We start from the raw sequence: 25,879 nt of genomic DNA on the forward strand, positions 1-25,879 counted from the left end.
CTAACCTTTCACGCCGGAGCCGATATTGTTCGACACGAAGTGCCGTTGGAAGAGGAGGAACAGGATCACAGCAGGGGCGGCCAGGACGCAGGCCCCGGCGAGAACCGCCCCGAACGGGTTCGCCGCTGTGGCGGCGATATTGCTGAGGTAGTTGGCGAGTGACACGGCGAGAGGCTGGAGGGACGCTTCCTTGGTGATCAGGAACGGCCAGAGGAATTCGTTCCACGGTCCGATGAAGGTCAGCAGCACGACGGTCAGCAGGGCCGGCCGCACCAGAGGCAGGGCGATCCGCCGCAGGATCCGCAGTTCGCCGGCGCCGTCGATGCGGGCGGCATCGAACAGATCCTTCGGAATCTGCAGGAAGTACTGCCGGAAGATGATCACGGCAGTCGAGTTGATGGCGAACGGCAGGATCATGCCCAGATAGTTGTCGGCCAGTCCGTAGTCCCGGGCGATCATCACGTAGAGCGGGATCATCAGCAGCTGGAACGGCACGACCTGCACGAGCAGTGCGAGAGCGAAGGTGACACCGCGTCCGCGCCACTGCAGCTGGGCGAGGGCGTAGCCCACTAGAACACCGAAAACCACGGTGAAGAGAATGACGCCACCCGTGAAGATCCCCGAGTTGAGCAGCCCCTGCAGCAGGTTGATCCGGCTGTTGATGTCACCGTAGTTGTCGAGCGTCAGGTTGGCGGGGTTCGGGAACGCGCCGGCGACAGTCGGGTCCGGTTCCTTCTGGAGCGAGCCGATGACCATGTAGTAGAAGGGGAACAGGAACACAAGCGCCCCGACCGTGAGCACCACACCCCGCAGGATGTTCTGCCCGCGGCTCATGATTCGTCACCGCCTGCAAGCTTGCGCTGGATGAACGCGAGGATGAGAACTCCGATCACGAGGATGACGCCGATCGCGGCCGCCGTGTCGGGCGACCCCTGTTCGATCCCGCGCTGGTACATCATCAGCACGGGTGACGAGGATGCCCCGTTCGGGCCGCCGCCGCCGGTGAGCAGGTACGGCTCCGTGAAGAGGTTGGCGCCGGTGACCGTCGAGAGCAGCAGCACGAGCACAGTCGCCGGGCGTACGCCCGGCACGGTGACCGAGAAGAAACTTCGGATCCTGCCCGCGCCATCCGTTGAAGCGGCCTCGTACAGTTCCTCCGACACGTTCTGCAGGGCGGCCAGGTAGAGCAGAATGAAGAATCCGAGGCCCTTCCAGGTCACGAAGATCGCGATGGTGGGCATGGCCCAGTCCTCGTTGATCAGCCACGCCGGATCGGGCGCGAGCGGCCCGAGAATCTGGTTCACGAGGCCGTTGCCGCTGAACAGGAAGATCCAGACGCCGACGACGGCGACGCTCGCGGTCACGTAGGGCACGTAGTAGGCGACGCGCAGGAAGGTGCGGAACCGCACGGCCTTGTTCAAGGCGGTGGCGAGCATGAGCGAGAGGATGACCGTCAACGGCACGTTGATCAGCAGGAAGACTCCCACGTTGCCGAAGGAACGGATGATGGCCGGGTCGGCCAGCACTTCTCGAAAATTGTCCAGGCCGACGAATGGCCGGTCCACAGCGGCGCCGGGTGCAGCGAAGAAGTAGTCGTGGAACGACATCCAGAAGGCGAAGACCAGCGGGTAGGCGAAGACGGCCAGAACGAAGATGAGGTAGGGGGCGCTGAGCAGGAGCCCGAATGGGTTCTTGCCCAGAAGGGGGTGTTTGCGGCGGCGGGGGCCCCCGCCGGGAGGAGTTGTGCTCCTCCCGGCGACGGTCCGACTCGCGGTTGACTGGGACATCCGTTACGGCTTGGAGATCAGGGTTTTGATCTTCTCGGCGGCGGAGTCGAGGGCGGCGGGGATCTCACCCTCGCCGGTGATGACCGACTTCGTGTACGCGTCGCGGAAGGCCTGCCAGGCGGCGACCGAGCTGGAGACGTTGGGAACCTCGACCATGCGGGATGCCTGGTCGCCGAACTGCTCGTAGGCCGGGTTGGCCGCGAAGTACTCCGGGTACACCGTTGGGAGGTCCTCGCGGAGCGGCATCTGGCCGGTCAGCTCGAGAAGCTGTCCGTCCTGGTCCTCGCTGGTGGCGAATTTCAGCACATCCCAGGCGGTGGCCTGGTTCTCGCAGGCCGTGAACATTCCGACGTTCTTCGCGTCACTGAACGTGTAGGTTTCCTCGGCCGGAGTGCCCTCGCTGGTGGGAACGGGAACCGCACCCCAGTTCACGGCGTCCTTGTACACCGACACGGCCCACGGGCCGACGATGGACATCGCGGCCTGGCCATCGGCGAACGAGTCGCCCTGGTACTGCTCTTTGCCGGCAAGACCCTCGGCGTACAGGGTCTTCCAGAACTCCGCGACCTTCGCGCCGTCCTCGTCGTTGAAGGTGGCCTCACCGTCTTCGATCAACTGCGTGCCACCGGTTTCGGCGGCGTAGAGCGGGTAGAAGTCGAACCAGCTCTGGAAGAACTGACTGGTCGGGGCCGGGTAGATGGCGTTCGGCGCGGCGCCGCTCTCGACGAGGGTGCGCGAGGTGGCGAGGAATTCGTCGTAGGTGGCCAACTGGGGGTTCTCGGCGTCGAGTCCGGCGGCGGTGAACATGTCCTTGTTGTAGAAGATCATGACGGGGTTGGACTTCCACGGCATCTGGAAGTACTTCGCGTCGGCGCCCTGGTACTGCTCGGCCGTGTCGCCGCTGCGTGCCTCGATGTAGGCGGCGCCGTCCTCAAAGCTGGAGAGGTCGACGAGACCACCCTGCTTCTCGAACTGCGGCACCGCGACCGGGGCCGTATTGAATACGAGGCAGGGGGCGTTGCCGGCCGTGATGGCGGCACCGATGACCTCCTCGCTGCTCTTACCGGCCGGGATTTCCTGCGCCTTCACCTTTTCATCCGGGTTCTCGGCGTTCCAGGCCTCCACCATCTGCTTGCCCCAGGCGATCTCGGTTTCGTTGTTCGAGTACCAGATCGTGATCGGCCCGCGGTTGGTGGCCGCGTCACCCGTCGTCCCCCCGGACGCGCAAGCGCTCAGTGCCAGGGCCACTGTGGCGGATGCCGCCGTAACGGTGAGAATCCGCTTGGCCATTCCATTGCTGTGCATGTGGTGCTCCATTTCTCAAAACCCGCAGCAGCCTTGCTGCGGTAAACATGTGTCAGCGCTGTGGGTCAGCCGTGGGGCGGGGCGGTCGACCCGCGCACCACGAGCCGGGCCGCCGGGAGGTCCACGTCGTCCGCCGAGCCGTTCTCCATCAGGGCCAAAAGCGTGCTCGCCGCCGCGCGCCCCCACGCCATCGGTGCTGCGCTGACGGTGGTCAGGGGCGGGTACACGTAACGGCAGAAGTCGATGTCGTCGTAGCCCGTGATCGAGAGGTCGTCGGGGACCCGCACGCCCAGCTCGTGCGCCATGCCGAGACCGGCGATGGCCATCGGGTCGTTGGCGTAGACGATCGCAGTCGGGGGCGTGTCCTGGATCAGGAGGCGCCGAGTGGCATCTGACCCGGCGCCCACGGAGAAATCGGTCTCGACGGTCTGCCCCTCCGGCAGGCCCGCCTCGCGCAGGGCGGCGGCGAAGGCCGCGCGCCGGCGGCTGCCGTGCAGCAGCGTCGAGCTGCCCGCGACGTGCGCGATGCGGCGGTGGCCGAGGGTGGCGAGGTGAGCGACGGATGCCATCACACCCGGTGTGTCGTCCACGGTCACCGCGGGGAAGGGGCTGGGCCCGTCGGGGCGTCCGAGCGTGACCGCCGGCAGACCCAGCTCGGCGAGGAGCGGGATGCGCGGGTCGCCGTGGCGGAGGTCGCTGAGGAAGACCCCGTCGACGCGCCCGTCGGCCACGAGTGAGCGGTAGGTCTTCAACTCGGTCTCCTCGTCGGGAACGACGCTGAGCACGAGGGCGCGACCTTCCGGGGCAAGGATGCTCTCGACGCCCGCGATGAAGGAGGGAAAGAACGGGTCGGAGGCAAGCACGTCCGGGTTGCGGGCGATCACGAGGCCGAGCGCGTAGGACCGCTGCGTGGAGAGCGACCGGGCGCGGAGGGACGGCTTCCAGCCCAGCTCCTTGGCGACCTGAAGGATGCGCACCCGGGTCTCGGGGGCGACTCCGGGCCGGTTGTTGAGGGCGAAGGAGACGAGGCCCTTGCTGACGCCGGCCCGCTTGGCGACCACCTCGATGGTGACCTTTGGGGGGTTCGCGACCGACTTCGCGGCGGACTTCGTGGTGGACTGAGCGGTGGACTGAGCGGTGGGCTTCACGGTGGTGGTGGCAGGAATGTTCGCAGGCACGTTTCTGGGCCTCCTCATTGACAGCCGACCCAACCTGAACCGGTTTAGACAGGCTATACCGGTTCAGTTTCCCCCGTCAAGGGGGCGGCTTCGATTACAGCCGGTCCGATTGAACCCAGGCCGGGGAAGGCCTAGATTGTGCGCAAATGGACTGGTTCGGGGCCGGAGAATACGAGATCGCGCGGCAGGTGCTGCAGCGCGGGGTGGCTGCCTGCTACCTGATCGCCTTCGTTTCGGCCGTCAACCAATTCCCCGCGCTGCTCGGCGACCATGGCCTGCTCCCGGTGGCCCGTTTTGTGGCCCGCGTGAGGTTCAGCGCGTCGCCGAGTATTTTCCACTGGCATTACTCCGACCGGATGCTGCGTTCCCTCGCCTGGTCCGGCGCCGCCGTGGCGGGCACGCTCGTGGCCGGCCTGCCGCAGCTCGGGTCGCCCTGGCTGCCGATGGTCGCTTTCCTCCTGCTCTTCGTGGGCTACCTGTCGATCGTCAACGTCGGCCAATCCTTCTACTCGTTCGGCTGGGAGAGTCTGCTGCTGGAGGCCGGTTTCGTGGTGGCCTTCCTCGGCTCCGAGCAGGTGGCCCCTCCGCTCTTCGTGATCCTGTTCTGCCGCTGGCTGCTCTTCCGGCTGGAATTCGGCGCCGGCCTGATTAAGATCCGCGGCGGCCGGGAGTGGCGAGACCTGACCGCCCTCTACTACCACCATGAAACGCAGCCGATGCCGAACCCGCTCAGTTGGTTCGCACACCATCTGCCCCCGTGGTTCCACCGCGGGGAGGTGATTGGCAACCACTTCGCGCAGCTGGTCGTGCCGTTCTTCCTCTTTGCGCCCCAGCCCGTCGCATCCGTCGCGGCCCTGATCGTGATCCTCAGCCAGTTCTGGCTGGTGCTCACCGGCAACTTCGCCTGGCTGAACTGGATCACCATCGTGCTGGCCTTCTCTGCCGTCGACGACGCCACGCTGCGCGCGGTGCTGCCGTGGCTGCCGGCCGGGGAGGCCGCACCGGATGGCCCGCTCTGGTTCGTGATCGTGGTCAGCCTGGTCACCTCCCTGCTCCTGGTGCTCAGCTACTGGCCGCTTCGCAACCTGGTCGCCCGCCGGCAACTGATGAATGCGAGCTTCAACCGGTACCACCTGGTGAACGCCTACGGTGCGTTCGGCACGGTCACCCGGCAGCGCCACGAGGTGGTCGTCGAGGGCAGCGACGCCGCCGACCCGACCGACGAGACGGGCTGGCGCGCCTACGAATTCCGCGGCAAGCCCGGCGACCCCGAGCACCGGCCCCGCCAGTTCGCGCCGTACCACCTGCGCCTGGACTGGCTGATGTGGTTCCTGGCGCTCGGCGACCCGGGCACCCGCTGGTTCGAGATGTTCCTGGCCCGCCTCCTCGAGGGCGACCGACCCACGCTGCGGATGGTGCGGGTCAACCCGTTCCCGCAGGCCCCGCCCCGCTACGTGCGCGCCCGGGTCTACCGCTACCGCTACTCCACTCCGGACGAACGCCGAGAGACCCGAGAGTGGTGGGTGCGCTCGGAGGTCGGCCTGCTCGTGGCCCCCATCACCCTGGCCTGGAGGTCCCGTGCCTGACGTCGACGTGGTTGGAGCCGGGCCCACGGGCCGGAGGCGGCGCTCGTCCTGGCCCGGACCGGGCTGAGCGTGCACGTCACCGAGCGGGAAAGCCGGCCCGCCGGCGCCCAGCGGACGGAGAAGCTGAGCATCGTCGACGGCATCTTGGAAGACGCCGGTTCCTTGGCTCTACCTCTGCTCGGCCTCCACCCCGCCGGGCCCGGCCGTGCGCGGCATGAACGGCAGGTAGGCCGCCACCCTGGTCGCGCCCGTCTGGCTGCGATTCCACCGTCGTTTCGGCGGAGAGCCAGAACGAGGGGTGAATGTCCGAACCGCACCGCCCGGCTGCACGGGCGGTGATCTGGCACATCCGGCGACACGCGAGCTCGGCCGGGCCTGACCCACGACTGAGCCGGGACGCCGCTACTCGTCGTCGGGGCCAGGCGGCAGCACCTCGGGCGCCCGAAGCTTGTCGATCTCGCGGCGTTCGCGCTTGGTGGGACGGCCGGCGCCGCGGTCCCGCATCGGGAGGAGCGCCACCTCCTCGCGCGGGGGCGGCGGGGGAGTCTGGTCGACGAAGCACTCCGCCGCGACTGGCGCGCTGACCCGTTTGACCATGATCTTCGACACGACCAGGATGCGGTCGAAACCGCTGATGCGCACCCGCACCTCGTCGCCGATCCGCACGGTCTGCGCGGACTTGGCCCGCTCGCCGTTCACCTTGACGTGACCGGCTCGGCAGGCGGCCGTGGCCTGGGAACGGGTCTTGAACATCCGCACGGCCCAGGTCCAGCTGTCGACACGGGCGGTGGTCAGAGGCTCCATCCCTCGACTCTACGGCGCGCAGGCCCGAACGGCCCGCACCCTAGAAAGGCCCGAGCTTCCCCCAGGCGATCAGCAGCATGGTCACCAGGAATCCGGTCAGGAAGTTGAGCCAGAGAAAACGCGTCCAGCCGGCGTTCGCGGTCTCGGACCGCTCGTCCGACACCGACCGGAACGGCCAGGCCGCCAGAATGTAGGGCACCGCGAGCACCGAGGCCAGCAGCCCGGGCCAGCCGGTCACAAGCATGAGCAGTCCGGCCAGGGCCCAGAATGCGATCGCGAGGCGCACGGTCCGCGCGGCGCCGAGCGCGGTCGCGATCGAGGCGATGCCGCCTTCCCGGTCGGGCACGACGTCCTGCACGGCGCCGAACGCGTGGCTGGCCATGCCCCAGAGGAAGAACGCGGCGAGCAGGGCAACCAGGCCGGGCGTCACGACGGCGCCGGCCACCACGAGACCGTAGACGGCGGGGCTGACGAAGTGGGTGCTCGAGGTGATCGAGTCCACCATCGGGCGCTCCTTGAACCGCAGTCCCGGAACGGAGTACGCGGCCACCGCGAACAGGCTCACGGCCAGAATGAACCATGACCACGGATGCTCCGCGCCGGCCAGGACGAGCATCGCCACCAGCATGGGCACAGCCGTCACGATTCCGGAGACGAGCACCGTGCGGTGAAGGACCGGGTCCAGCATGGCTCCCTCGACGCCGCCCTTGCGCGGGTTGCGCAGGTCGGACTCGTAGTCGAAGACGTCGTTGATTCCGTACATCAGCAGGTTGTACGGAATGAGGAAGAAGAGGGTGCCCACCAGCAGCAAGGCGTCCACCCGGCCGGTCGTCACCACATACGCGGCGGCAAACGGGAACGCCGTGTTGATCCAGCTCAGCGGCCGTGACGAGAGCAGCACCTGCCGGGTCTTCCAGAGCGGTGGGGTGCGAGTCTCAGTCATTCGGTTTTCTTTCCAGCAGAGCCCAGAGCGCGGGCAGCAGGAGCGCTGCCGCAACGGGATAGGCGAAGTCTTCGATCGGGGCCAGGCCGATCCGCAATCCAAAGATGCGGCTGGGATCGTAGTCGACCAGTCCGACCCCGATCATAATGCTGTCGAAAACGGCCGTGAGCACGAGCACGGCGGCCATGGCGATCCCGGCGGCACGGATGCTGTGCCGGGAGAGCCGGCCGCGGCGCACGGCCGTGAGGAACACAGCCGTGGCGAGCAGAAGGAAGACGGTGTTCAGGAGCAGGTAGGTCACCCGTCGCTCCCCTCGTCGACGCCGGCCCGTTCGGCCCGGGAGGCGAGCAGCAGGCGCGCCCCCTGCACGGCGTTCATGGTGAGGTAGCAGAGAAAGGTGAGGAAGAAGAACTCCTCCACGGGCAGCTCCGGGGCCAGCTGCAGACCGGTCATCAGGGTCGTCTCGCCCCGGTAGAAGATGCCCAGGCCGATTCCGAAGAGGTCCCAGACGAGGAAGTACACCAACCCGACGCCGAGCACGATGGCAGCTCGCACCGGGTTCCGCCAGAAGAACAGCCGGAAGCGACGGTCGAGCAGCACCATTGCCCCCAGGCTGAGAAGCAGGGTCAGCAGATACGCGAACGTCACAGCACTACCGGATTCACTGTGCTGCCGAAGTCACTGGGCTTCCGGCAGCGGCGCCCGCAGGGAGTCCGGCAGCGGTTCCGGAAGCGGTCCCGTGCTCGTGTCCGAGTTGATCCGCTTGAGGAGAATTTCAGCGCTGATCAAGCACATTGGAAGTCCGATGCCCGGGATGGTGGTTCCGCCGGCGTAGAACAGACCGTCGACCTTCGCGGAGGCGTTGGAGCCGCGCAGGAATGCGCTCTGCCGCAGGGTGTGCGCCGGGCCGAGGGCCCCACCGCGCCAGGAGTTGAGGTCGTCGGCGAAGTCGCCGGGTCCCACCGTGCGGCGCACCACGATCCGCTCCGCCAGGTCGGGAATGCCGGCCCAGTCGCTGAGCTGTTTGACGGTGTCATCCGCGATCTTCTCGATCGCGGCCGAGCCTTGGCCGTTGATCCCGCCGTGGCCGAGGCCCGGGTCGGCGGGGATCGGCACCAGCAGGAACATGTTCGTGTAGCCCTCAGGGGCGACTCCCGGGTCGGTGGCACTGGGCATACAGGCGTAGAAGGAGGCCGGCGAGGGCACGCTGGTCTTCTTGCCGAAGATACGGCCGAAGTTCTCGGCCCAGTCCCTGGTGAAGAACAGGCTGTGATGTTTCAGCTCGGGCAGGTCTCCCTTGATGCCGAGCATCACGAGCACGGCGCCCGGACCGGAGACGCGTTTCTGCCACCAGCGCTCGGGGTAGGTCTGCGCGGATGCCGGCAGCAGCTCGGTCTCCGTGTGGTGCAGGTCGGCGGCCGAGACGACCGTGTCGGCGTCGAGGGTGACACTGGTGCCGTCGCCCGTGCGATAGCTGACCCCGGCGACGGCGGTTGCGGCGCCCGGGGTGGTGTGGATCGCCGTCACAGTCGCCTCGGTGATCACGGTCACGCCCTGAGCTTTCGCGATGTCGGCGATGCTGTCGATCAGCCGAGTGAACCCACCCTGCGGGTAGAGCACGCCGTCGGCCATGTCGAGGTGGCTCATCAGGTGGTACATCGACGGGGTCTGGTCGGGCGAGGAGCCGAGAAACACGGCTGGGTAGCCGAGGATCTGGCGCAAACGGTGGTCCTTCACATAGCCGGCCACGAACTTGTCCAGCGGCTGCAGCAGCAGTCGGGCCAACCGACCGAGCCGCTTCAGGACATCCGGAACCAGCAGGGGTGTGAAGGAGGCGAAGCTTGTATATAGGAACCGTTTGACTGCCATGTCATATGTCTCTTTGGCCGAGACGAGGTAGCGGTCGAGGGCCGCGCCCGCACCGGGTTCGAGGCTTTCGAACAGACGGATGTTGTCGGCCCGCTCGGCCGCGATGTCCACCGGCTCCGTCGTGCCCTCGAAGAAGACCCGGTAGCCCGGGTCGAGGCGGGTCAGGTCGAGCTGTTCCGCGGAGGATGTGCCGAACAGCCGGTAGAAGTGGTCGAACACCTGCGGCATCAGGTACCAGGACGGCCCGGTCTCGAACCGGAAGCCGTCGACGTCCCAGAAGCCGGCCCGGCCGCCGAGGGTGGCCTGCGCCTCGAGCAGGGTGACCTGGTGGCCGTCCCGGGCCAGCAGCGCGGCGCTGGCCAGTCCGGCGATGCCGCCGCCGATGACAACGGTGTGCCTGGTCGGTGCGCTCATCGCTTCCACGCTCCCGGTCCGAACGACGCGGTGAGTGCAATCATGATTTTCTCCGGATCCGGCACCCGTACCCGGGCGCTCATCAGTTCTCGCGCGGGGGTGACTCGCAGCTTCGCCGACAAGCGGGCGAAGAGGTGGTGTGCAGCGGTGACCGCGCGGCGGCTCCCCACCGGGAGCATGGGCAACACGCGGGCCGCCGCGTCGAGGTCGGCGTCCATGTCGTCGAGGAGTTCGTTCTTCTGTGTTTCGGTCATGGTCAGCAGGTTCACACCGGGAAAGTAGTTGCGGCCAAGGGCGTCCCGGTCGGCGGCGAGGTCGCGCAGGAAGTTGACCTTCTGGAAGGCCGCGCCGAGGCTCCGGGCACCGGCCTCGAGAACCTGGAGCTCATCGGTCGTGCACCGCGTGTCCTGCACGAAGCAGCGCAGACACATCAGCCCGATCACCTCGGCCGAACCGTAGATGTACTCGGCCACTCCGGCCGCGTCGAACGGCGACGGGTCGAGGTCCCGGCGCATCGAGGCGAAGAAGGGTGTGGTCAGGCTGGTGTCGATTCCGGCTTCCCGGGCGGTCGCCGCGAAGGCGTGCACGACCAGATTGGTGCTGAAGCCCGACCCCATCGCCTGGCTGGTCTCCCGTTCGAGCGCGTCCAGCAGGTCGCGCTGGCCGTCCACGTTCACGCCGGCCTGGCTTGCGGCGCCGTCCACGATCTCATCGGCGACCCGGACCAGGGCGTAGATGGTGCGCACCTGGCTGCGCACGCGCGGCTCGAGGAGACGGGCCGCGAGGCCGAACGAGGTGGAATAGTGGCCGATGACCGTGGCGGAGCTGGCCCGGGCCGCGGCGTTGTACTTCGCGATGCCGGTGTGGTCGTCGGGGCTGTCACGTTTCATCGGCTGCGATTCACGGCGGTGCCTGCCAGGGTGGTGAGCAGCGCGCGCAGGGGCGCCGGTACGGCGGCCGTGTCGAGCGCGGCCACGGCGCGAGTGCAGTGGTCGGTGGCCAGCTCATCCGTTGCCTGCAGGGCACCGCAGTCACGAAGCAGGCCGCGCACGGTGTCCGCTTCCGCCTCGGTGAGGTCGGCCTTGCCGATGAAGGGGGCGATTTCTGGCCAGCCGCGGGTGGTGCCCGCGTGGGCGATCAGGGTCGTCTGCTTGCCTTCCCGCAGGTCGGTGAGCACGCTTTTGCCGGTCTTCTCCGGGTTGCCGAAGACCCCGAGAACGTCGTCGGTCAGCTGGAAGGCCACGCCGATCAGGCGGCCGTAGGCGCCGAGCACGTCGATCGCCTCGGCCGAGCCGCCGGCCAGGATGGCGCCGGCCTGCAGGGGAGCCTCGAACGAGTAGACCGCCGTCTTCTGCTCCAGGGTGGAGATGACCTGGGCCACCGTGAGCGGATGCTTCGACGCGGCGTTGGTGACGTCCGCCAGTTCCCCGGCAGCGGAGACGAACACCGCTCGATCGAGCAGGTCGAGCAGGCGGCCGCGCAGTTCGAGCTCGACCGGCAGCATCGCGAGGGCGCGGTGGGCCTCGCTCAGCGCCAGGTCGCCGGCCAGGATCGCGGCCGTCGCGGCCCACGCCCCGGCCTGGTCGCCGGCTCCGTGGGCGAGGGCGCGCTCGGTAAACTGCCCGGCGATGTTGGCCACGCCGCGGCGGGCGAGGTCGTGGTCGATCACGTCGTCGTGGATCACGAAGGCCGTGTGCAACAGTTCGAAGCTGACCGCGACCGGAGTGGCCAGGGTGAGGTCGGTGCCGCCGAGGCCGGTGAACGCAGCCAGCACCAGTGCGGGGCGCACACGCTTGCCGCCGCTGCTGGCCTGCTCAAGAGAGTCCCAGAGCGCGACATAGTGTTCGCCGTAGTCGCTGGCACGCAGGCGGGCGGCGGCGAAAAAACGCTGCAACTCCGTCCCTACCCCGAGCGCCTGGATTTCATGCATCGAAACTGGTCAATTCCTGGAGCTGCAGCCCCAACCAGGGGCTGAACGCCCACGGGGCGTCCCGCACCGAGCGCTGCAGGGCGGCCGGCTCCACCCAGGCAAATTCCATGACCTCGTCCGGGTTGGGTACGGGTTCGCCGGTGGCGCGGGCCAGGTAGACGGGGCAGATCTCGTTCTCGACGATGCCGCTGCTGTCGACGGCGCGGTAGCGGAAGTCAGGCAGGGTGACCGTCAGGTTCGCAATCGAGAGTCCGAGCTCGAACAGCGCGCGCCGCTCGATGGCAGCGGGAAATTCCTCGCCCGGGAGCGGATGGCCGCAAAAGGAATTGGTCCAGACGCCCGGCCAAGTCCTCTTCGACAGGGCGCGTCGGGTGACGAGAACCTCGCCGGCCGGATTGAGCACGTGGCAGGAGAAAGCGAGGTGGAGCGCGGTGTCTGTGTCGTGCACACTGAGCTTCGGGGCCGTGCCGATTTCGCGGCCGGACTCGTCCAGCAGGACCACGAGTTCTTCGAGCACTTCGACCGGCCGCATTAGCCATCCCTTCGGGTGATTCAGTCAAGATACCGGAAAAAATACCTAATCTGATTAGCCAAATGCGAGGCTAGCACGGGGCCCTGTCCGAACCGTCCATTGAGGGGCGTCGGGAGGCCCGCACGGCATCCGTCGGCCGCACGCTTAAACTCGTGGGGTGCCCACCCCCGCTGCAGACCATGTCAACGCCCTTCTCGCCTCGTACCAGGATTTTCCGCAAGTGGGCATCCTCTTCCGCGACCTCAACCCGGTGTTCGCCGACGCCGCCGCTTTTCGAGCGCTGATCGACGAGCTCGCCGGCCGGTTCCAGGGTGAATTCGACGCGGTGGCCGGCATTGAGGCCCGCGGCTTCCTGCTGGCCGCGGCGATCGGCTACGCGGCGGATGTCGCCGTGCTCGTCGTGCGCAAAGGTGGCAAGCTCCCCGGATCGGTGCTGAGCGAGGAGTACGACCTCGAGTACGGCTCGGCCTGCCTCGAGCTCGAGATCGGCCAGCTCGCGCCGGGTTCCCGCGTGCTGGTCGTCGACGACGTGCTGGCCACCGGCGGCACGATCGCCGCGACCGCCCGGCTCATCGAGCGCGCCGGCTACCGCCTGACCGGCGTCGGCGTCGTGCTGGAGCTGACCGAACTGGTCGGCCGAACGCGCCTCGGCGACGCTCCTGTGCACGCCATCGTCGCCCTCTAGCCCGCCCAGGTACCCACCCGGCGCGGCTCGCTCGTCGTGGCGCACCCTCTGAAAGCCGGCACACGTCCTACCGTGCGCCACCATCCAAAGCCTGCGCCGCGAGTCGAATGCAACTCAACACGGTGCGTATTCACGGGACCGTGGCGCATGCTTGAGCCATGAGCACAAACGGTGACGGGTGGGTGTACGGGCCCGACGGCCGCAAGTTTTGGGGTCTTTTCGGGGCGGCCGGCCTGCTCGTGCACCACGAGGAGCTGGGGGTGCTGCTGCAGCACCGCGCGCTTTGGAGCCACCAGGGTGACACCTGGGGGCTGCCCGGCGGGGCGCGCCACGAACACGAGAGTGCGCTCGAAGCGGCTCTGCGGGAGGCCCGCGAAGAGGCCGGCGTGCCCCCGGAGCTGGTCTCCGTGCAGTTCAGCTCCGTGCTCGACCTCGGTTTCTGGTCGTACACGACGGTCGTGGTGCGCGCCACGAAGCGCTTCGAACCCGTGATCAGCGACCAGGAGAGCATCGCGTTGCGCTGGGTACCGCGCCACGAGGTCGACGCGCTGCCGCTGCATCCGGGCTTCGCCACCAGCTGGCCGGCCCTACTCGCCCGCCTCTGAACCCGCACCGCCATTAAACCCGCACCACCTCGCCCGGTGACTTGTCCGGCCGCCAACCGCGCCAGACCGGGTGGCGCGCTCGCCCCGTGCCGGTCCATTCGGAGAATTCCACCTCGCCCACCAGCACCGGGCGCACCCACCGCGCATCGCGGGCGCCGGCGGGCGGGATGCCGGTGAAGGGGTTGTCCACCGCAGCGATGGCATCCAGTCGCGCCCGCAGGTCCTCGAGGTCTGCGTCCCGGAACCCGGTGCCGACCCGGCCGATATAGGTCAGCGTGTCTCCGTTCGGAATCCCCAGGAGGAGGGAGCCCACGGTGTCGGCTCGGCGCCCGTTGCCCGGTCGCCACCCGCCGATCACCGCCTCCTGGGTGCGATGGTGCTTGATCTTGATCCACGATCGGGACCGCCGACCGGCCTCGTAGCGCCCGTCCCGGGTCTTGGCGACGATCCCCTCGAAGCCGAGCTCGCTGCTGGTCGCCACGGCCTGGGTGGAGTCGCCCGTGAAGACCGGCGGCACCTGCACCGCACCGGACCCGGTGACAATCTCCTCGAGCACGCGGCGCCAGGCCGTGTACGTCAGGTCGAGCAGCGGCTCCCCGTCACGTTCGAGCACGTCGAAAGCCAGAAACCGCACCGGGGTGGATGCCTCGGCCGCTTCGATCTGTCGGCGACCGGTCAGGCCCAGCCGCGTCTGCAGCAGCCCGAAGTTCGGCCGCCCGCCCGCGTCCATCGCGACGATCTCCCCGTCGAGCACCGCAAAGTCGGCCGAAACCGCTCCCGGCAACGCGCGCACCAGCTCGGGATACGCGTGCGTGATGTCGCTGCCGTTCCGGGTGAACAAGCGCACGTCCGGGCCTAGGCCGGCGGCTCCGAGATAGGCGAGCGCGCGGATGCCGTCCCACTTCATTTCGTAGGTCCACTCGTCGTCTTCGGACAGGTCGGCGATGGAACCGGGCGTGGCAAGCATGGGCCCGTATTGTGTGCGGCGTGCGGACCGGCCGCCCGTTTTGGCCGTCGCGCCCGCCCCGGTGCCCACGTCCCCGGCCCGCCGGGCCGGCCGTGTCTTCATCAGGTGGATCAGCCAGTTCCGGTCGGCCACGTCCGTGCCCTTCGTGCGGATCAGGGCAAAGCGCCGCGTGCCACCGAGCCTGCCGCCCGGTTCGCCGTGCAGCACGGCGATCACCTCGTCATCCCGCCACTTCTCCAGCTCGTAGCTGCCGTGGTCCCAGATGCTCATGGTGCCGGCCCCGTATTCGCCGGCCGGGATATCACCCTCGAACGTGGCGTATTCGAGCGGATGGTCCTCGGTGCGCACGGCGAGCCGATTCTTCGCCGGATCGGTCGGCACCCCGCGCGGCAACACCCACGACGTCAGCACCCCGTCGTGCTCGAGCCGAAAGTCGTAGTGCAGGTTGCGGGCGTGGTGCTCTTGAATGACGAATGACCGACCCGCGGATGCGTCCGGCGCACCGGTCGGCATCGGCTCCGAGGTGCGGGAAGCGTCTCGTTTGCCGAGGTAGACGGCCAGCGCACCGGCTCCCGCCCCGGCGCCTTTACCGGTCTCGTCACCGGCACCACCGGCATCCGTGGTGCCCCGGCCGGAATGTGCCTCGAGCAGCGCGGCCAGCGGGTCCCCGCTACGCTGCACCCGGTGCATCGCCTGCTTGTAGTCGATCTGTGCGAGCCCGGGGGAGGCCAGTTCCCGCCAGGTGCGCGGCATGGCCACCATCGGATGCAGCGTTCCGCGCAACGAATACGGGGTGATGGTCGTCTTGTGGGCGCTGTTCTGGCTCCAGTCCACGAACACCCGCCCCGGTCGATGAGCCTTCTTCATATCGCTGACGATGAGGTCCGGATGGTCGGCTTCGAGCGCGCGGGCCACCTCGTGTGCGACCTGGGAGACCTGGTCCGAGGTGTGCGTGAGGTCCAGCGGTGCGTAGAGGTGGATGCCCTTCGACCCGCTGGTGACCGGCAGCGGGTCCAGGCCCATGTCCCGCAGGATGGCCCGGGCCAGACGGGCGACCTCCGCGCACTCGTCGAGGGTGACCCCGTCGCCGGGGTCCAGGTCGATCACCAGTCGGTCCGGGTTGCGCGGGCGTCCACCCCGGCCGAACTGCCACTGTGGAACGTGGATCTCCAGCGCCGAGATCTGGGCGAGCCAGGTCAGCGTCGCGAGGTCGTTGACCAGCGGGTACTCGCTCACGTGGTTCGAATGCTGGATCGGCCGGCGTTTCACCCAGCTCGGCGTCGCCTGGTCCAGGTTCTTCTGGAAGAACACGTGTCCGGGTGCGTCCCGGGTGCCCACACCGTGTACCCACCTCTTCCGGGTCGCCGGGCGGTTCGCGGTGTGCGGGATCATCACGTCGGCGATGAACGCGTAGTAGCCGAGAACGTCGGCCTTCGTGGTCCCCGACTCCGAGTAGAGCACCTTGTCGAGATGCGTGAGTGTGATCCGGTGTCCGCCGACGGTGACGACCTGGCGGGAGTCAGGGGAGGGCGGCCGCTCGTTCATAGCTCCAGCATGCTCTCGCGGCCACAGCGTGCCTAGCCCTCTCGGCGCACCGGGTGTGTACTGAAGTGATGAGATCGATCTGGAAGGGCGCGATCACCTTCGGGCTGGTCAATGTGCCCGTCAAGGTCTACAGCGCCACCGAAGACCACGACGTCGCCCTGCACCAGGTGCACGACGCCGATGGCGGGCGCATCCGTTACCAGCGCCGGTGCGAGCGCTGCGGACGGGTCGTCGACTATGCGCACATCGACAAGGCCTGGGACAGCGGCGACAAGACGGTTGTCATCACCGACGAGGATCTGCGCACGCTGCCGGCCGGGAGAAGCCGCGAGATCGAGGTCGTCGAGTTCGTGCCGAGCGACCAGCTCGACCCGATCATGTTCGAGCGCAGCTATTTTCTCGAACCCTCCGGCTCACCCAAGGCCTACGTTCTACTGCGGCGTGCGCTCGACGCCACCGACCGCACCGCGATCGTGCGGTTCGCGCTGCGGCAGAAGACCCGACTCGGTGCCCTCCGGGTGCGCGGGGACGTGCTGCTGCTGCAGTCGCTGCTGTGGGGCGACGAGGTGCGGGCCGTTGAATTCCCGATGCTCCAGGAGTCGGTGCGCATCTCCGCCCAGGAGCTCGAGCTTTCGGCCGCACTGGTCGACTCCTTCGCCGCCGAGTTCTCGCCGCAGGATTTCCGGGACGACTACCAGGACCAGCTCCGCGAACTGCTCGAGGCGAAGCTCGCCGCGGGCGAAGCCCTCGACACCGAGCTCACCTTCGGCCGCGAACCCCGGGAAGGCGAGGAAGGCGGGGGAGAGGTGCTCGACCTGATGGAGGCCCTCCGCCGCAGCGTGGAGCGCAGCCGCGGCCAGGCGAAGCCGGGCGCGTCGGATAAATCCGAGAAACGCGCCGACAAGGGGCATAAACGGGTGTCGGGAAACTGACGAGGCCGCATTCCGGTTCGGCCGCCGCGTCGGTAGACTCGATGATTGTGACAGGGGCAGAGGGAACCGGCGTCAGCTCAAAGGTGATCACCCTGCCCAATCTGCTCAGCATGCTGCGCCTTGCGCTGGTGCCGGTCTTTCTGGTCGTGTTGGTGCGGGGAGAGGATGCCTGGGCGCTCCTGGTGCTGATGGTCGCCAGCCTCACCGATTTCCTCGACGGCTACCTGGCCCGGAGGTTCGGCCAGATCACGCGGCTCGGCCAGCTGCTCGACCCGGCCGCCGACCGGCTGTACATCTTCGCCGCCCTCCTCGGACTGGCCTGGCGCGACCTAATGCCCTGGTGGATCGTCCTGGTCATCGTGGGACGGGACGTGTTCCTGCTCGGACTCGGCGTCATCCTCGCGAATTACGGATTCGGGCCTCTGCCCGTTCACCAGCTCGGCAAGGTCGCGACCTTCTGCCTCTTCTACGCCCTGCCGATTATCATGCTGGGAGAGGCCTTCCCCACGGTGTCCTGGTGGTCGCTCCCGGTGGGCTGGGCCTTTGGCATCTGGGGAGCGTTTCTTTACTGGTGGGCAGGCATAATCTACGCCGTCGAGACCGTCCGGGTGATTCGCATTCCGCGGGCAATTCAGCCCGTTCCATCCGATACGCTGGAGGACCAGGAGGTGTACGGTGAACGATTCCAAAAAGACGAATGAACCCCAGCGCAAGGCCGCGCCCGATAACTATTCCAATACCGACACGACGATGACGTTCGGGCAGGAATTCGCGGCCCAGCTGGCATCACTCGACGGTGACGTCACGGCCGAAGAACAGGAAGCCATCGCGGCTCTGCCCTCCGGCTCGGCGCTGCTCGTTGTCCGGCGCGGCCCGAACGCCGGCGCTCGTTTCCTGTTGGATGCGGACGTGACCACTGTGGGCCGTCACCCCAATGCGGACATCTTCCTCGACGACGTCACGGTATCTCGTCGGCACGCGGAGTTCCTGCGCCACGAATCCAAGTTCGAGGTGAAAGACCTGGTGTCCCTCAACGGCACGTATTTCGACGGGGTCCGCATCGACACCGCGCTGTTGCACGACGGCGCCGAAGTCCAGGTCGGTAAGTTCCGGCTGACGTTCTACGCCTCGCGGCACGACCTCAAGCTTCAGGCGAGCGAGTAGTGCCCGCGTCCGCAGCCCAGGCCAGAGCGCCGGGCGCGACGTCACTGCTCAGCATCGGACAGGTGCTTGCCCGGCTCACGCCGGAATTTCCGGAACTGACCCCGTCCAAACTTCGGTTTCTGGAGGAACAGAGACTGGTCGCGCCGGCGCGCACGGAGTCTGGCTACCGCAAATTCTGCGCCGGTGACCTGGACCGGCTGCGCCTGGTCCTCTCCATGCAGCGCGATCACTACCTCCCCCTCAAGGTCATCCGGGGCTACCTGGCCGACCTTGACGCGGGCCTCTCGCCGACCCTGCCCGGCGGGGTGACGCCGGGACCGTCGATGCTGTCGATCGCCCGCCGGCTGGACCGCGACGAACTGCTGCGCGAAGCAGGGGCCTCCGCGATGCTGCTGCACGACGCCGTTTCCGCATCGATCATCCTGCCGGCCGACTTCTACGGCGACGACGCGCTCAGCGTGCTGCGGGCCCTGGTCGAACTGCAGCGCAGCGGAATCGAGCCCCGCCACCTGCGCGGATTCCGTGGCGCGGCCGAACGCGAGCTCGGCCTGATCGAGAGTGCCCTCGTGCCGCTCTCCCGCCGTAAAGACGCATCGAGCCGGGCTAAGGCCGCCGAAATGGCGGTCGAGATCGCCGGCCAGCTCGAAGTGATCCGCGGCAGTCTGATCCGTTCTGCCCTGGGGCGCCTGACCAAGTAGTCGAGCCCGACACGCCAATTTACTCGACCGGATGTCGTTGATCAGGACGGTCCGCCTCGGTAGCGTGGATGCAGCGATCATCCGTATCGCAGACCCACCTCCGAGAGGCCATCGTATGAGCGAGCTGAATCAGCGTGACGATGCCTCGCGCTACGGACTCGGCCTTCTCTTCACCGACGGAATGCCCGAGCTCGACGACAACCTCGGCTACCGTGGCGCCGTGGCGGCCCGGGCCGCCGGAATCAGCTACCGTCAGCTCGACTACTGGGCCCGCACCGACCTGGTCCAGCCCACCGTGCGCGGTGCTGCCGGCTCGGGTTCCCAGCGTCTCTACGGCTTCCGGGACATCCTGGTTCTCAAACTGGTCAAGCGGCTCCTCGACACCGGCATCTCCCTGCAGCAGATCCGCACCGCGGTGAACCAACTGCGCGAGTCGGGGGTTAGCGACCTCGCCCAGACCACCTTGATGAGCGACGGCGCCAGCGTCTACCTGTGCACCTCCGACGATGAGGTCATCGACCTCGTCAGCCGCGGTCAGGGCGTGTTCGGCATCGCCGTGGGCAAGGTGCTACGCGAGGTCGAGACGAGCCTGGTCGAATTGGAGACCCTTCCGATTGACCCGTCGGACGAGCTGTCCCTTCGCCGGGGCAGCCGCAAGGTCTCTTAGCGGAGCGTTCACACGCAGTCGACACGATCGGCTGACGCTGTGCGGCTGACACTAACAGGTCAACCTATCCGGTCAACGTTGTCCGGCTGACGCTCCCTGGCTAGTGCTGTTCCGCGTACTCGCCGATGCGGGCCGTGCGCAGCACGCGTTCGAGCAACTGATCGAAGTAGCGCGCCATTTCCTGGGCGCTGTCGCCGGGCCAGGTGTGCAGCGGCTTCGCTGCGCCCTGCGCCTGCTGAAGCGAGGTGCGTTCCGGCAGTTGCGGGCTGAGTACGAGCGGGCCGAACATGTCGCGGAGTTCCTTGATCCGGAACTGGTGCTCGAGAGACGCCACGCGGGCACGGTTGACGATGATACCGAGCGGCTGCAGACGAGGGCTGAGTCCGCGGCGGATCTCTTCGATCGCGCGCAGCGCCCGGTCGGCCGCGGCCACGGAGAACAGGCCGGGTTCGGTGACCACGGCAACGCGGTCACTGGCCGCCCACGCGGTGCGGGTAAGGGCGTTCAGCGACGGAGCACAGTCGATCAGAACCAGGTCGTAGTCCTTTTCGACCGTGGAGAGTGCCTCTTCGAGCTTCCAGATGTCGCGGATGCTCGGGTGCGGCCCGTCGAAATTAATGGCCGACGGGCTGCCGATCATCACGTCGATGGTGCCGGGGCGACCGCGCGTCCAGCCGCTGGGAACGATGGCGGCGCGAACGACCTTCTCCTTGGGAGAGGCGAGCACATCGGCGATGTTGAGGTGGCCGGTGACCTCGATGTCCATTCCGGTTGACACATCCGACTGCGGATCAATGTCCACCACCAGGGTTCGCACGCCGCGGGCGAAGGCAGCGGACGCCAGACCCAGGGTTACCGTGGTCTTGCCTACTCCTCCCTTGAGGGAGCTAACGCTTAGTACGTGCACAAGTAGATACGTTACCTTCACTAGTCTTGGAGAACCTAACCGTCAGCTGTGCGCGACGTCACGCTTGAAAGGTCTGCATGTTTACGAAAATTCTTGTTGCCAACCGCGGGGAAATCGCGATCCGGGCTTTTCGGGCGGCTTATGAGCTGGGTGCCAAAACCGTGGCGGTGTTCCCTTTCGAGGACCGCAATTCGCTGCACCGCCTGAAGGCCGACGAGGCGTACCAGATCGGCGAACCGGGACACCCGGTGCGCGCCTATCTCACGGTGAGCGAGATCATCCGGGTGGCCAGGGAGAGCGGAGCCGATGCCATCTACCCCGGTTACGGCTTCCTTTCGGAGAACCCCGAGCTGGCCCTCGCGGCCCGCCAGGCCGGCATCACCTTCATCGGCCCGGGCGAGCACGTGCTCGAGATGGCCGGCAACAAGGTCACCGCGAAGGAGCACGCCATCGCGGCGGGCGTTCCGGTGCTGGGGTCCAGCGCGCCCTCACGCGACGTCGACGAGCTGATCGCCGCGGCCGACGATATCGGGTTCCCGATCTTCGCCAAGGCCGTCGCCGGCGGCGGCGGCCGCGGCATGCGCCGGGTGGCTCAGCTGAGCGATCTCCGCGGCTCCCTTGAGGAAGCCATGCGCGAGGCCAACAGCGCGTTCGGCGACGCGACCATGTTCCTCGAGCAGGCCGTACTGCGGCCGCGTCACATCGAGGTCCAGATCCTGGCCGATGCTTCCGGCGAGACCGTGCACCTGTTCGAACGCGACTGCTCCGTGCAGCGCCGCCATCAGAAAGTCATCGAGATCGCTCCGGCGCCGAACCTCTCTGACGAGATCCGCCAGCGTCTGTACGCCGATGCGGTCGCCTTCGCCCGCTCGATCGGCTACGTGAACGCGGGCACGGTCGAGTTCCTGCTCGACACGGTCGGCGAACGCGCCGGCCAGCACGTGTTCATCGAGATGAATCCGCGCATCCAGGTCGAGCACACCGTGACCGAAGAGGTGACGGATGTCGACCTCGTGCAGTCCCAGATCCGCATCGCCGCGGGCCAGACGCTCCGTGAGCTCGAACTCACGCAGGACAAGATCGTGTTGCGCGGGGCGGCCCTGCAGTGCCGCATCACCACCGAGGACCCGACCATGGGATTCCGCCCGGACACGGGCAAGATCACCACCTATCGCTCGCCCGGCGGCGCCGGCATCCGGCTCGACGGCGGCACAATCAACCCCGGTGCCCAGATCAGCCCGCACTTCGACTCGATGCTCGCCAAGCTCACCTGCCGGGGCCGGGACTTCCCGTCCGCCGTGACCCGATCCAAGCGCGCCCTGGCCGAGTTCCGTATCCGTGGCGTGTCCACGAACATCTCGTTCCTGCAGGCCGTGCTCGACGACCCGGACTTCGCGTCCGGCAACCTGAGCACCTCCTTCATCGATGAGCGCCCGGAGCTGCTGCGCGGCCGCGCCTCCAAGGACCGCGGCACGAAGATCTTGAATTGGCTCGCCGACGTGACCGTCAACAAGCCCAACGGGGTGCCGCTGACCCTGCTGAACCCGGCCGAGAAGCTGCCGAAGCTCGATCTGTCCGAACCGGCTCCGGCCGGCTCCCGCCAACGGCTCCAGCTGCTCGGCCCGGCCGGCTTCGCCGCGGACCTGCGTGCCCAGACCGCCCTGGCCGTGACGGACACCACTTTCCGCGACGCCCACCAATCACTGTTGGCAACCCGGGTGCGCACCCGCGACCTCGTCGCCGTGGCCCCGTATGTGGCCCGGATGACCCCGGAGTTGCTGTCGATCGAGGCCTGGGGCGGCGCCACCTATGACGTGGCGCTGCGCTTCCTCGGCGAAGACCCCTGGGAACGACTGGCGTCGCTGCGAGAGGCCCTGCCGAACATCAACGTGCAAATGCTGCTTCGCGGCCGCAACACGGTCGGCTACACTCCGTACCCGACCGAGGTGACCGATGCGTTCGTGCGCGAGGCCGCCAAAACAGGCGTCGACATCTTCCGCATCTTCGACGCCCTCAACGACGTCTCGCAGATGCGCCCGGCCATCGACGCCGTGCTGGCGACGGGCTCCTCCATCGCCGAGGTCGCGCTCTGCTACACGGGCGATTTGCTCGACCCGGCCGAGAAGCTTTACACCCTGGACTACTACCTCCGGCTCGCGGAGCAGATCGTGGAGTCCGGCGCGCACATCCTCGCGATCAAGGACATGGCCGGCCTGCTGCGCCCCGCCGCGGCCGAGAAGCTCGTCACCGCCCTGCGGTCGCGCTTCGACCTCCCGGTGCACGTGCACACGCACGATACTCCGGGCGGCCAGCTCGCCACGCTGCTCGCGGCCAGCCGCGCCGGCGCCGACGCGGTCGACGTGGCCAGCGCCCCGATGGCCGGCACCACCAGCCAGCCGTCGGCGTCGTCCCTCGTCGCCGCGCTCGTCCACACCGAACGCGACACCGGCATATCCTTACAGGCCGTCTGCGACCTCGAGCCGTACTGGGAAGATGTACGCCGGGTCTACCATCCCTTCGAATCCGGTCTGCGCGCGCCCACCGGCCGCGTCTACAAGCACGAGATCCCCGGCGGCCAGCTGTCCAACCTGCGTACGCAAGCGGTCGCGCTCGGCCTCGCCGACGACTTCGAACTGATCGAGGACATGTACGCCGCGGCCAACGACATCCTCGGCCGGGTACCGAAGGTGACGCCGTCCTCCAAGGTGGTCGGCGACCTCGCCCTCTACCTCGCCGCCGTGCGTGCCGACCCGGCCGACTTCGCTGAGAACCCGGGCAATTACGACGTGCCCGACTCCGTGATCGGCTTCATGGCGGGGGAGCTGGGCGACCTGCCCGGCGGCTGGCCCGAGCCCTTCCGCAGCAAGGTCCTCGCCGGGCGCAACGTCCGCGTCGGAATCACCGAGCTCACCCAGGAGGAACGCGCGGCCTTGGGCAGCGACGGCCTCACCTGCCGAATGATGCTGAACCAGCTGCTCTTCCCGGCGCCCACGCGCCAATTCGAGCAGATCCGGGAACTCTTCGGTGACCTGTCCGTGCTCGACACGGTGGACTACCTCAACGGTCTCCAGCAGGGCATTGAGCACGCGGTCGAGATCGACAAGGGCGTGCGCCTCTACGTCGGGCTTGAGGCCATCGGCGAGGCCGATGACAAGGGCATGCGCACCGTCATGACCACGCTGAACGGACAGCTCCGACCCGTGTTCGTGCGGGACCGCAACATCACGGTCAGCATCAAGGTCGCCGAAAAAGCGGATGCCAACCGGCCGGGCCAGATCGCTGCGCCGTTCTCCGGGGTGGTCACCCTCCAGGTCGAGGAGGGCGACACCGTCGAGGCCGGGCAGGCCGTCGCCTCGATCGAGGCCATGAAAATGGAGGCCGCGATCACCTCGCCCATCGCGGGAAACATCGAACGGGTGGCCGTGCCGCGAACCCAGCAGGTCGACGCGGGCGATCTGCTGGTGGTGGTGCGTCCACGCTAGGCTTGGTGCGATCTATCGACGAAGGGACTGATCTTTTTGTCAGATAAGCGCACAGGCGCCGAGGCGTCCGGTCCGGACGCCTCCATCGAGCCTCTCGCCGAGCCGGGAGACGTGTACCATAGCGAACTACCGCCGCACACGATCGTGAACCTGGCGGCGGCCCTGCCGGAGAACCTGAAACGCCCGGCTACGCACACGATCGAGATCAGCACCCCGGCCGTGGCGCGCGCCGATCGGTTGTCCGCAGCCGTCACGGGGGCGGTCCGCGCCCTCTCCGGTCCGGCCGTGAGCGACGCCGTTCCGCACACCCGCCGGGAGAGTCTGCGCCCCGCCGGCGGACCGGCCCCCGAGTCCGCCGCCATGCTCACGCCCGATCGGCTGCTGGCCGTCAACCGTCGCACCAAACCGCCGCCCCGCGGAGCCTGGAACAGTTTCGTCTACTCGGCGACCCTGCATCTGGTGAACCTCGGCGACTCGGCCACGGTGCGCGCCTCCAAACAACTCGACGCGCGCATCCGCAAGGATTTCGAGGGCGGCACCCGCTTCGTGCCGATCCTCACCCGCAAGGGCGGGGTCGGCAAGACGACCGTCACCGCACTGATCGGCATGGCCCTGGCCGATGCCCGCGAAGACCGCATCATCGCCGTCGACGCGAACCCCGACCGGGGCACCCTCTCCGAGCGGGTCACGAAACAGACCCGGTCCACCGTGCGCGACGTGGTCACGAAGGCCGCGTCCATCGGCGGCTATACCGATTTCTCGTCGCTGGTCTCCCGCGACGCGACCCGACTCGACATCCTCGCATCCGACACCGACCCGCTCCTCTCCGAGGCCTTCGACGAGAACGACTACAACGTCGTCGCCGACCTGGCGGCGCGGTACTACTCGATCATGCTCACGGACTGCGGCACCGGAATCGTGCACTCCGTCATGCGTGCCACGCTGCAGCGGGCCGATTCGATCGTCATCGTCTCCGGGGGCAGCATCGACGAGGCGCGGCTGGCGTCCGAAACGTTGACCTGGTTGGAAGCCAACGGCTACGGCGACCTGGTTCGCAACGCGGTCGTCGCGCTCAACACGGCGACACAGGGCACGAATCTGGTGAAGCTGGAAGAGATCGAATCGCATTTCCGCTCTCGGGTGCGGGAGATCGTGCGCATCCCCTGGGACCCGCAGCTCGCCGCGGGCAGCATCATCTCCTTCGACGATCTGAAGCCCATCACCCGGCTCGCGGCCCGCACCCTCGCGGCCGTCGTCGTGGAGGGTCTTCCGGCCGACCGCGGCGTCTAAACCGATCCGGTACCCCTGTACCCCCGCATCCATGACTTGGAGTCACCCTTGCCCGAGCGCCAGATCCGTCTCTTCGGAGATCCCGTCCTCAAAACCGTCTCCGACCCGATCGGCACGATCGACGCCCGGGTGCGGAGCCTGATCGAGGACTTGGTCGACAGTGTGCGACTGCCCGGCCGGGCCGGCGTCGCGGCCTCCCAGATCGGCGTGAATCTGCGCGCATTCAGTTTTAACGTCGATGGCGAGATCGGGTACATCCTCAACCCGGTCCTCGTGGAGGTCTCGGGGGAGCCCGAGCTCGTCGACGAGGGCTGCCTGTCGGTGCCGGGCCTCTGGTATCCCACGAAACGGTACCCGTTCGCCCGGGTGACCGGCATCGACCTCGACGGCACGGCGGTCGAACTCTCCGGGTCCGGGATCATGGCCCAGGCCCTGCAGCACGAGACCGACCACCTCGACGGTTTGCTCTACCTGGACCGCCTCGACAAGGAGAACCGGCGGGCCGCCATGAAAGAGGTCCGCGCGTCGAGCTGGTTCTGACCCCAGTCGTTCGGGTCCGAGGCCCTAAAGGGCCTCCGCCCCCCCCCAC

General features: G+C 67.7%; 25 protein-coding genes. 11 read left to right on the forward strand and 14 right to left on the reverse strand.

Annotation, left to right across the window (positions count from 1 at the left end; all coding sequences use genetic code 11):
• The 4 genes from E3O28_RS03420 to E3O28_RS03435 all read right to left on the reverse strand — a co-directional run bounded on the left by E3O28_RS03420 (nucleotide 1) and on the right by E3O28_RS03435 (nucleotide 4,270).
• Nucleotides 1-834: a carbohydrate ABC transporter permease gene (locus E3O28_RS03420; RefSeq protein WP_104099316.1), complete on the reverse strand. Its 834-nt coding sequence runs from the start codon at nucleotides 832-834 to the stop codon at nucleotides 1-3.
• Nucleotides 831-1,787 carry a sugar ABC transporter permease gene (locus E3O28_RS03425; RefSeq protein ID WP_104099317.1) on the reverse strand — a complete coding sequence of 319 codons (957 nt, stop codon included), beginning with the start codon at nucleotides 1,785-1,787 and terminating at the stop codon, nucleotides 831-833. Before E3O28_RS03425 ends, E3O28_RS03420 begins: the two co-directional genes overlap by 4 nt.
• 3 nt (nucleotides 1,788-1,790) lie before the next feature.
• Nucleotides 1,791-3,077 (reverse strand): extracellular solute-binding protein, encoded by a 1,287-nt coding sequence (locus E3O28_RS03430; protein WP_104099318.1) that lies wholly within the window; start codon nucleotides 3,075-3,077, stop codon nucleotides 1,791-1,793.
• Nucleotides 3,078-3,157: 80 nt separating this feature from the next.
• Nucleotides 3,158-4,270 (reverse strand): LacI family DNA-binding transcriptional regulator, encoded by a 1,113-nt coding sequence (locus E3O28_RS03435; RefSeq protein WP_241972990.1) that lies wholly within the window; start codon nucleotides 4,268-4,270, stop codon nucleotides 3,158-3,160.
• 146 nt (nucleotides 4,271-4,416) lie between these two features.
• Between E3O28_RS03435 and E3O28_RS03440 the strand changes: the two genes are divergently transcribed.
• A complete protein-coding gene (locus tag E3O28_RS03440) occupies nucleotides 4,417-5,856 on the forward strand; it encodes a lipase maturation factor family protein (protein WP_134343336.1) in 1,440 nt (479 codons plus the stop codon).
• A 402-nt stretch (nucleotides 5,857-6,258) separates the two neighbouring features.
• On the opposite strand, the gene E3O28_RS03445 is transcribed toward E3O28_RS03440, so the two are convergent.
• Genes E3O28_RS03445 through idi form a run of 8 tightly spaced genes read right to left on the reverse strand, consistent with a single transcriptional unit; the run spans nucleotide 6,259 to nucleotide 12,348 of the window.
• Entirely contained in the window at nucleotides 6,259-6,660 is a 402-nt protein-coding gene (locus E3O28_RS03445; RefSeq protein WP_104099321.1) for an RNA-binding S4 domain-containing protein, read from the reverse strand.
• Between the two features lie 40 nt (nucleotides 6,661-6,700).
• Nucleotides 6,701-7,603, reverse strand: coding sequence for a prenyltransferase (locus E3O28_RS03450; RefSeq protein ID WP_134400872.1), 903 nt, complete (start codon nucleotides 7,601-7,603; stop codon nucleotides 6,701-6,703).
• Complete coding sequence (locus E3O28_RS03455) at nucleotides 7,596-7,904, reverse strand: lycopene cyclase domain-containing protein (protein ID WP_104099323.1); 309 nt, start codon at nucleotides 7,902-7,904, stop codon at nucleotides 7,596-7,598. Before E3O28_RS03455 ends, E3O28_RS03450 begins: the two co-directional genes overlap by 8 nt.
• Nucleotides 7,901-8,251, reverse strand: coding sequence for a lycopene cyclase domain-containing protein (locus tag E3O28_RS03460; protein ID WP_134400873.1), 351 nt, complete (start codon nucleotides 8,249-8,251; stop codon nucleotides 7,901-7,903). The genes E3O28_RS03455 and E3O28_RS03460 overlap by 4 nt, the downstream gene beginning before the upstream one ends.
• Nucleotides 8,252-8,281: 30 nt before the next feature.
• Nucleotides 8,282-9,886, reverse strand: a complete 1,605-nt coding sequence (gene crtI, locus E3O28_RS03465) for a phytoene desaturase family protein (RefSeq protein WP_134415187.1) — start codon at nucleotides 9,884-9,886, stop codon at nucleotides 8,282-8,284.
• Nucleotides 9,883-10,776 carry a squalene/phytoene synthase family protein gene (locus E3O28_RS03470; protein WP_104099326.1) on the reverse strand — a complete coding sequence of 298 codons (894 nt, stop codon included), beginning with the start codon at nucleotides 10,774-10,776 and terminating at the stop codon, nucleotides 9,883-9,885. Before E3O28_RS03470 ends, crtI begins: the two co-directional genes overlap by 4 nt.
• Nucleotides 10,773-11,816 (reverse strand): polyprenyl synthetase family protein, encoded by a 1,044-nt coding sequence (locus E3O28_RS03475; RefSeq protein WP_104099327.1) that lies wholly within the window; start codon nucleotides 11,814-11,816, stop codon nucleotides 10,773-10,775. Before E3O28_RS03475 ends, E3O28_RS03470 begins: the two co-directional genes overlap by 4 nt.
• Complete coding sequence (gene idi / locus E3O28_RS03480) at nucleotides 11,809-12,348, reverse strand: isopentenyl-diphosphate Delta-isomerase (protein WP_104099328.1); 540 nt, start codon at nucleotides 12,346-12,348, stop codon at nucleotides 11,809-11,811. The genes E3O28_RS03475 and idi overlap by 8 nt, the downstream gene beginning before the upstream one ends.
• A 157-nt stretch (nucleotides 12,349-12,505) precedes the next feature.
• On the opposite strand from idi, the gene E3O28_RS03485 reads away from it, so the two are divergent.
• Both E3O28_RS03485 and E3O28_RS03490 read left to right on the forward strand, forming a co-directional pair.
• Nucleotides 12,506-13,033 (forward strand): adenine phosphoribosyltransferase, encoded by a 528-nt coding sequence (locus E3O28_RS03485; RefSeq protein ID WP_104099329.1) that lies wholly within the window; start codon nucleotides 12,506-12,508, stop codon nucleotides 13,031-13,033.
• A 158-nt stretch (nucleotides 13,034-13,191) separates the two neighbouring features.
• The gene (locus E3O28_RS03490) at nucleotides 13,192-13,638 is read left to right on the forward strand and encodes an NUDIX hydrolase (RefSeq protein WP_104099545.1); all 447 of its coding nucleotides are present in this window, start codon (nucleotides 13,192-13,194) and stop codon (nucleotides 13,636-13,638) included.
• A 13-nt stretch (nucleotides 13,639-13,651) separates the two neighbouring features.
• Here E3O28_RS03490 and E3O28_RS03495 read toward each other — a convergent pair whose 3' ends face one another.
• On the reverse strand, nucleotides 13,652-16,150 hold the full coding sequence (locus E3O28_RS03495; protein ID WP_134415188.1) for an ATP-dependent DNA ligase: 2,499 nt from the start codon (nucleotides 16,148-16,150) through the stop codon (nucleotides 13,652-13,654).
• Between the two features lie 68 nt (nucleotides 16,151-16,218).
• Between E3O28_RS03495 and E3O28_RS03500 the strand changes: the two genes are divergently transcribed.
• The 5 genes from E3O28_RS03500 (at nucleotide 16,219) to E3O28_RS03520 (ending at nucleotide 19,611) form a co-directional block, all read left to right on the forward strand.
• Nucleotides 16,219-17,082 (forward strand): Ku protein, encoded by an 864-nt coding sequence (locus E3O28_RS03500; protein ID WP_134372895.1) that lies wholly within the window; start codon nucleotides 16,219-16,221, stop codon nucleotides 17,080-17,082.
• Nucleotides 17,083-17,129: 47 nt separating this feature from the next.
• Nucleotides 17,130-17,783 carry a CDP-alcohol phosphatidyltransferase family protein gene (locus E3O28_RS03505; protein ID WP_277874681.1) on the forward strand — a complete coding sequence of 218 codons (654 nt, stop codon included), beginning with the start codon at nucleotides 17,130-17,132 and terminating at the stop codon, nucleotides 17,781-17,783.
• Nucleotides 17,784-17,832: 49 nt separating this feature from the next.
• Nucleotides 17,833-18,246 (forward strand): FHA domain-containing protein, encoded by a 414-nt coding sequence (locus E3O28_RS03510; protein WP_104099541.1) that lies wholly within the window; start codon nucleotides 17,833-17,835, stop codon nucleotides 18,244-18,246.
• Nucleotides 18,246-18,944, forward strand: a complete 699-nt coding sequence (locus tag E3O28_RS03515; RefSeq protein WP_104099540.1) for a MerR family transcriptional regulator — start codon at nucleotides 18,246-18,248, stop codon at nucleotides 18,942-18,944. Before E3O28_RS03510 ends, E3O28_RS03515 begins: the two co-directional genes overlap by 1 nt.
• A gap of 115 nt (nucleotides 18,945-19,059) precedes the next feature.
• Nucleotides 19,060-19,611: a MerR family transcriptional regulator gene (locus E3O28_RS03520; protein ID WP_104099539.1), complete on the forward strand. Its 552-nt coding sequence runs from the start codon at nucleotides 19,060-19,062 to the stop codon at nucleotides 19,609-19,611.
• 100 nt (nucleotides 19,612-19,711) lie between these two features.
• On the opposite strand, the gene E3O28_RS03525 is transcribed toward E3O28_RS03520, so the two are convergent.
• A complete protein-coding gene (locus E3O28_RS03525) occupies nucleotides 19,712-20,518 on the reverse strand; it encodes a ParA family protein (RefSeq protein ID WP_134372980.1) in 807 nt (268 codons plus the stop codon).
• A gap of 77 nt (nucleotides 20,519-20,595) precedes the next feature.
• Between E3O28_RS03525 and E3O28_RS03530 the strand changes: the two genes are divergently transcribed.
• From E3O28_RS03530 to def, 3 genes are read left to right on the forward strand one after another with little or no spacing between them, the layout of a single operon-like run.
• Nucleotides 20,596-24,000, forward strand: coding sequence for a pyruvate carboxylase (locus E3O28_RS03530; RefSeq protein WP_104099537.1), 3,405 nt, complete (start codon nucleotides 20,596-20,598; stop codon nucleotides 23,998-24,000).
• Nucleotides 24,001-24,036: 36 nt separating this feature from the next.
• Nucleotides 24,037-25,290 (forward strand): AAA family ATPase, encoded by a 1,254-nt coding sequence (locus E3O28_RS03535; RefSeq protein WP_241972991.1) that lies wholly within the window; start codon nucleotides 24,037-24,039, stop codon nucleotides 25,288-25,290.
• A 48-nt stretch (nucleotides 25,291-25,338) separates the two neighbouring features.
• Nucleotides 25,339-25,830, forward strand: coding sequence for a peptide deformylase (gene def, locus E3O28_RS03540; protein ID WP_104099536.1), 492 nt, complete (start codon nucleotides 25,339-25,341; stop codon nucleotides 25,828-25,830).
• Nucleotides 25,831-25,879 lie beyond the last annotated feature (49 nt).

Origin of the sequence: Cryobacterium sp. TMT2-14, assembly GCF_004402465.1 — a bacterium.
Taxonomy (GTDB): domain Bacteria; phylum Actinomycetota; class Actinomycetes; order Actinomycetales; family Microbacteriaceae; genus Cryobacterium; species Cryobacterium sandaracinum.

Excerpts from the sequence above, each read along its gene's own strand:
- E3O28_RS03420 (WP_104099316.1), bottom strand. The coding sequence starts at position 834 with ATGAGCCGCGGGCAGAACATCCTGCGGGGTGTGGTGCTCACGGTCGGG.
- E3O28_RS03425 (WP_104099317.1), bottom strand. The coding sequence starts at position 1,787 with ATGTCCCAGTCAACCGCGAGTCGGACCGTCGCCGGGAGGAGCACAACT.
- E3O28_RS03430 (WP_104099318.1), bottom strand. The coding sequence starts at position 3,077 with ATGGCCAAGCGGATTCTCACCGTTACGGCGGCATCCGCCACAGTGGCC.
- E3O28_RS03440 (WP_134343336.1), top strand. The coding sequence starts at position 4,417 with ATGGACTGGTTCGGGGCCGGAGAATACGAGATCGCGCGGCAGGTGCTG.
- E3O28_RS03445 (WP_104099321.1), bottom strand. The coding sequence starts at position 6,660 with ATGGAGCCTCTGACCACCGCCCGTGTCGACAGCTGGACCTGGGCCGTG.
- E3O28_RS03450 (WP_134400872.1), bottom strand. The coding sequence starts at position 7,603 with ATGACTGAGACTCGCACCCCACCGCTCTGGAAGACCCGGCAGGTGCTG.
- crtI (WP_134415187.1), bottom strand. The coding sequence starts at position 9,886 with ATGAGCGCACCGACCAGGCACACCGTTGTCATCGGCGGCGGCATCGCC.
- E3O28_RS03470 (WP_104099326.1), bottom strand. The coding sequence starts at position 10,776 with ATGAAACGTGACAGCCCCGACGACCACACCGGCATCGCGAAGTACAAC.
- E3O28_RS03475 (WP_104099327.1), bottom strand. The coding sequence starts at position 11,816 with ATGCATGAAATCCAGGCGCTCGGGGTAGGGACGGAGTTGCAGCGTTTT.
- idi (WP_104099328.1), bottom strand. The coding sequence starts at position 12,348 with ATGCGGCCGGTCGAAGTGCTCGAAGAACTCGTGGTCCTGCTGGACGAG.
- E3O28_RS03490 (WP_104099545.1), top strand. The coding sequence starts at position 13,192 with ATGAGCACAAACGGTGACGGGTGGGTGTACGGGCCCGACGGCCGCAAG.
- E3O28_RS03495 (WP_134415188.1), bottom strand. The coding sequence starts at position 16,150 with ATGAACGAGCGGCCGCCCTCCCCTGACTCCCGCCAGGTCGTCACCGTC.
- E3O28_RS03500 (WP_134372895.1), top strand. The coding sequence starts at position 16,219 with ATGAGATCGATCTGGAAGGGCGCGATCACCTTCGGGCTGGTCAATGTG.
- E3O28_RS03510 (WP_104099541.1), top strand. The coding sequence starts at position 17,833 with ATGACGTTCGGGCAGGAATTCGCGGCCCAGCTGGCATCACTCGACGGT.
- E3O28_RS03520 (WP_104099539.1), top strand. The coding sequence starts at position 19,060 with ATGAGCGAGCTGAATCAGCGTGACGATGCCTCGCGCTACGGACTCGGC.
- E3O28_RS03530 (WP_104099537.1), top strand. The coding sequence starts at position 20,596 with ATGTTTACGAAAATTCTTGTTGCCAACCGCGGGGAAATCGCGATCCGG.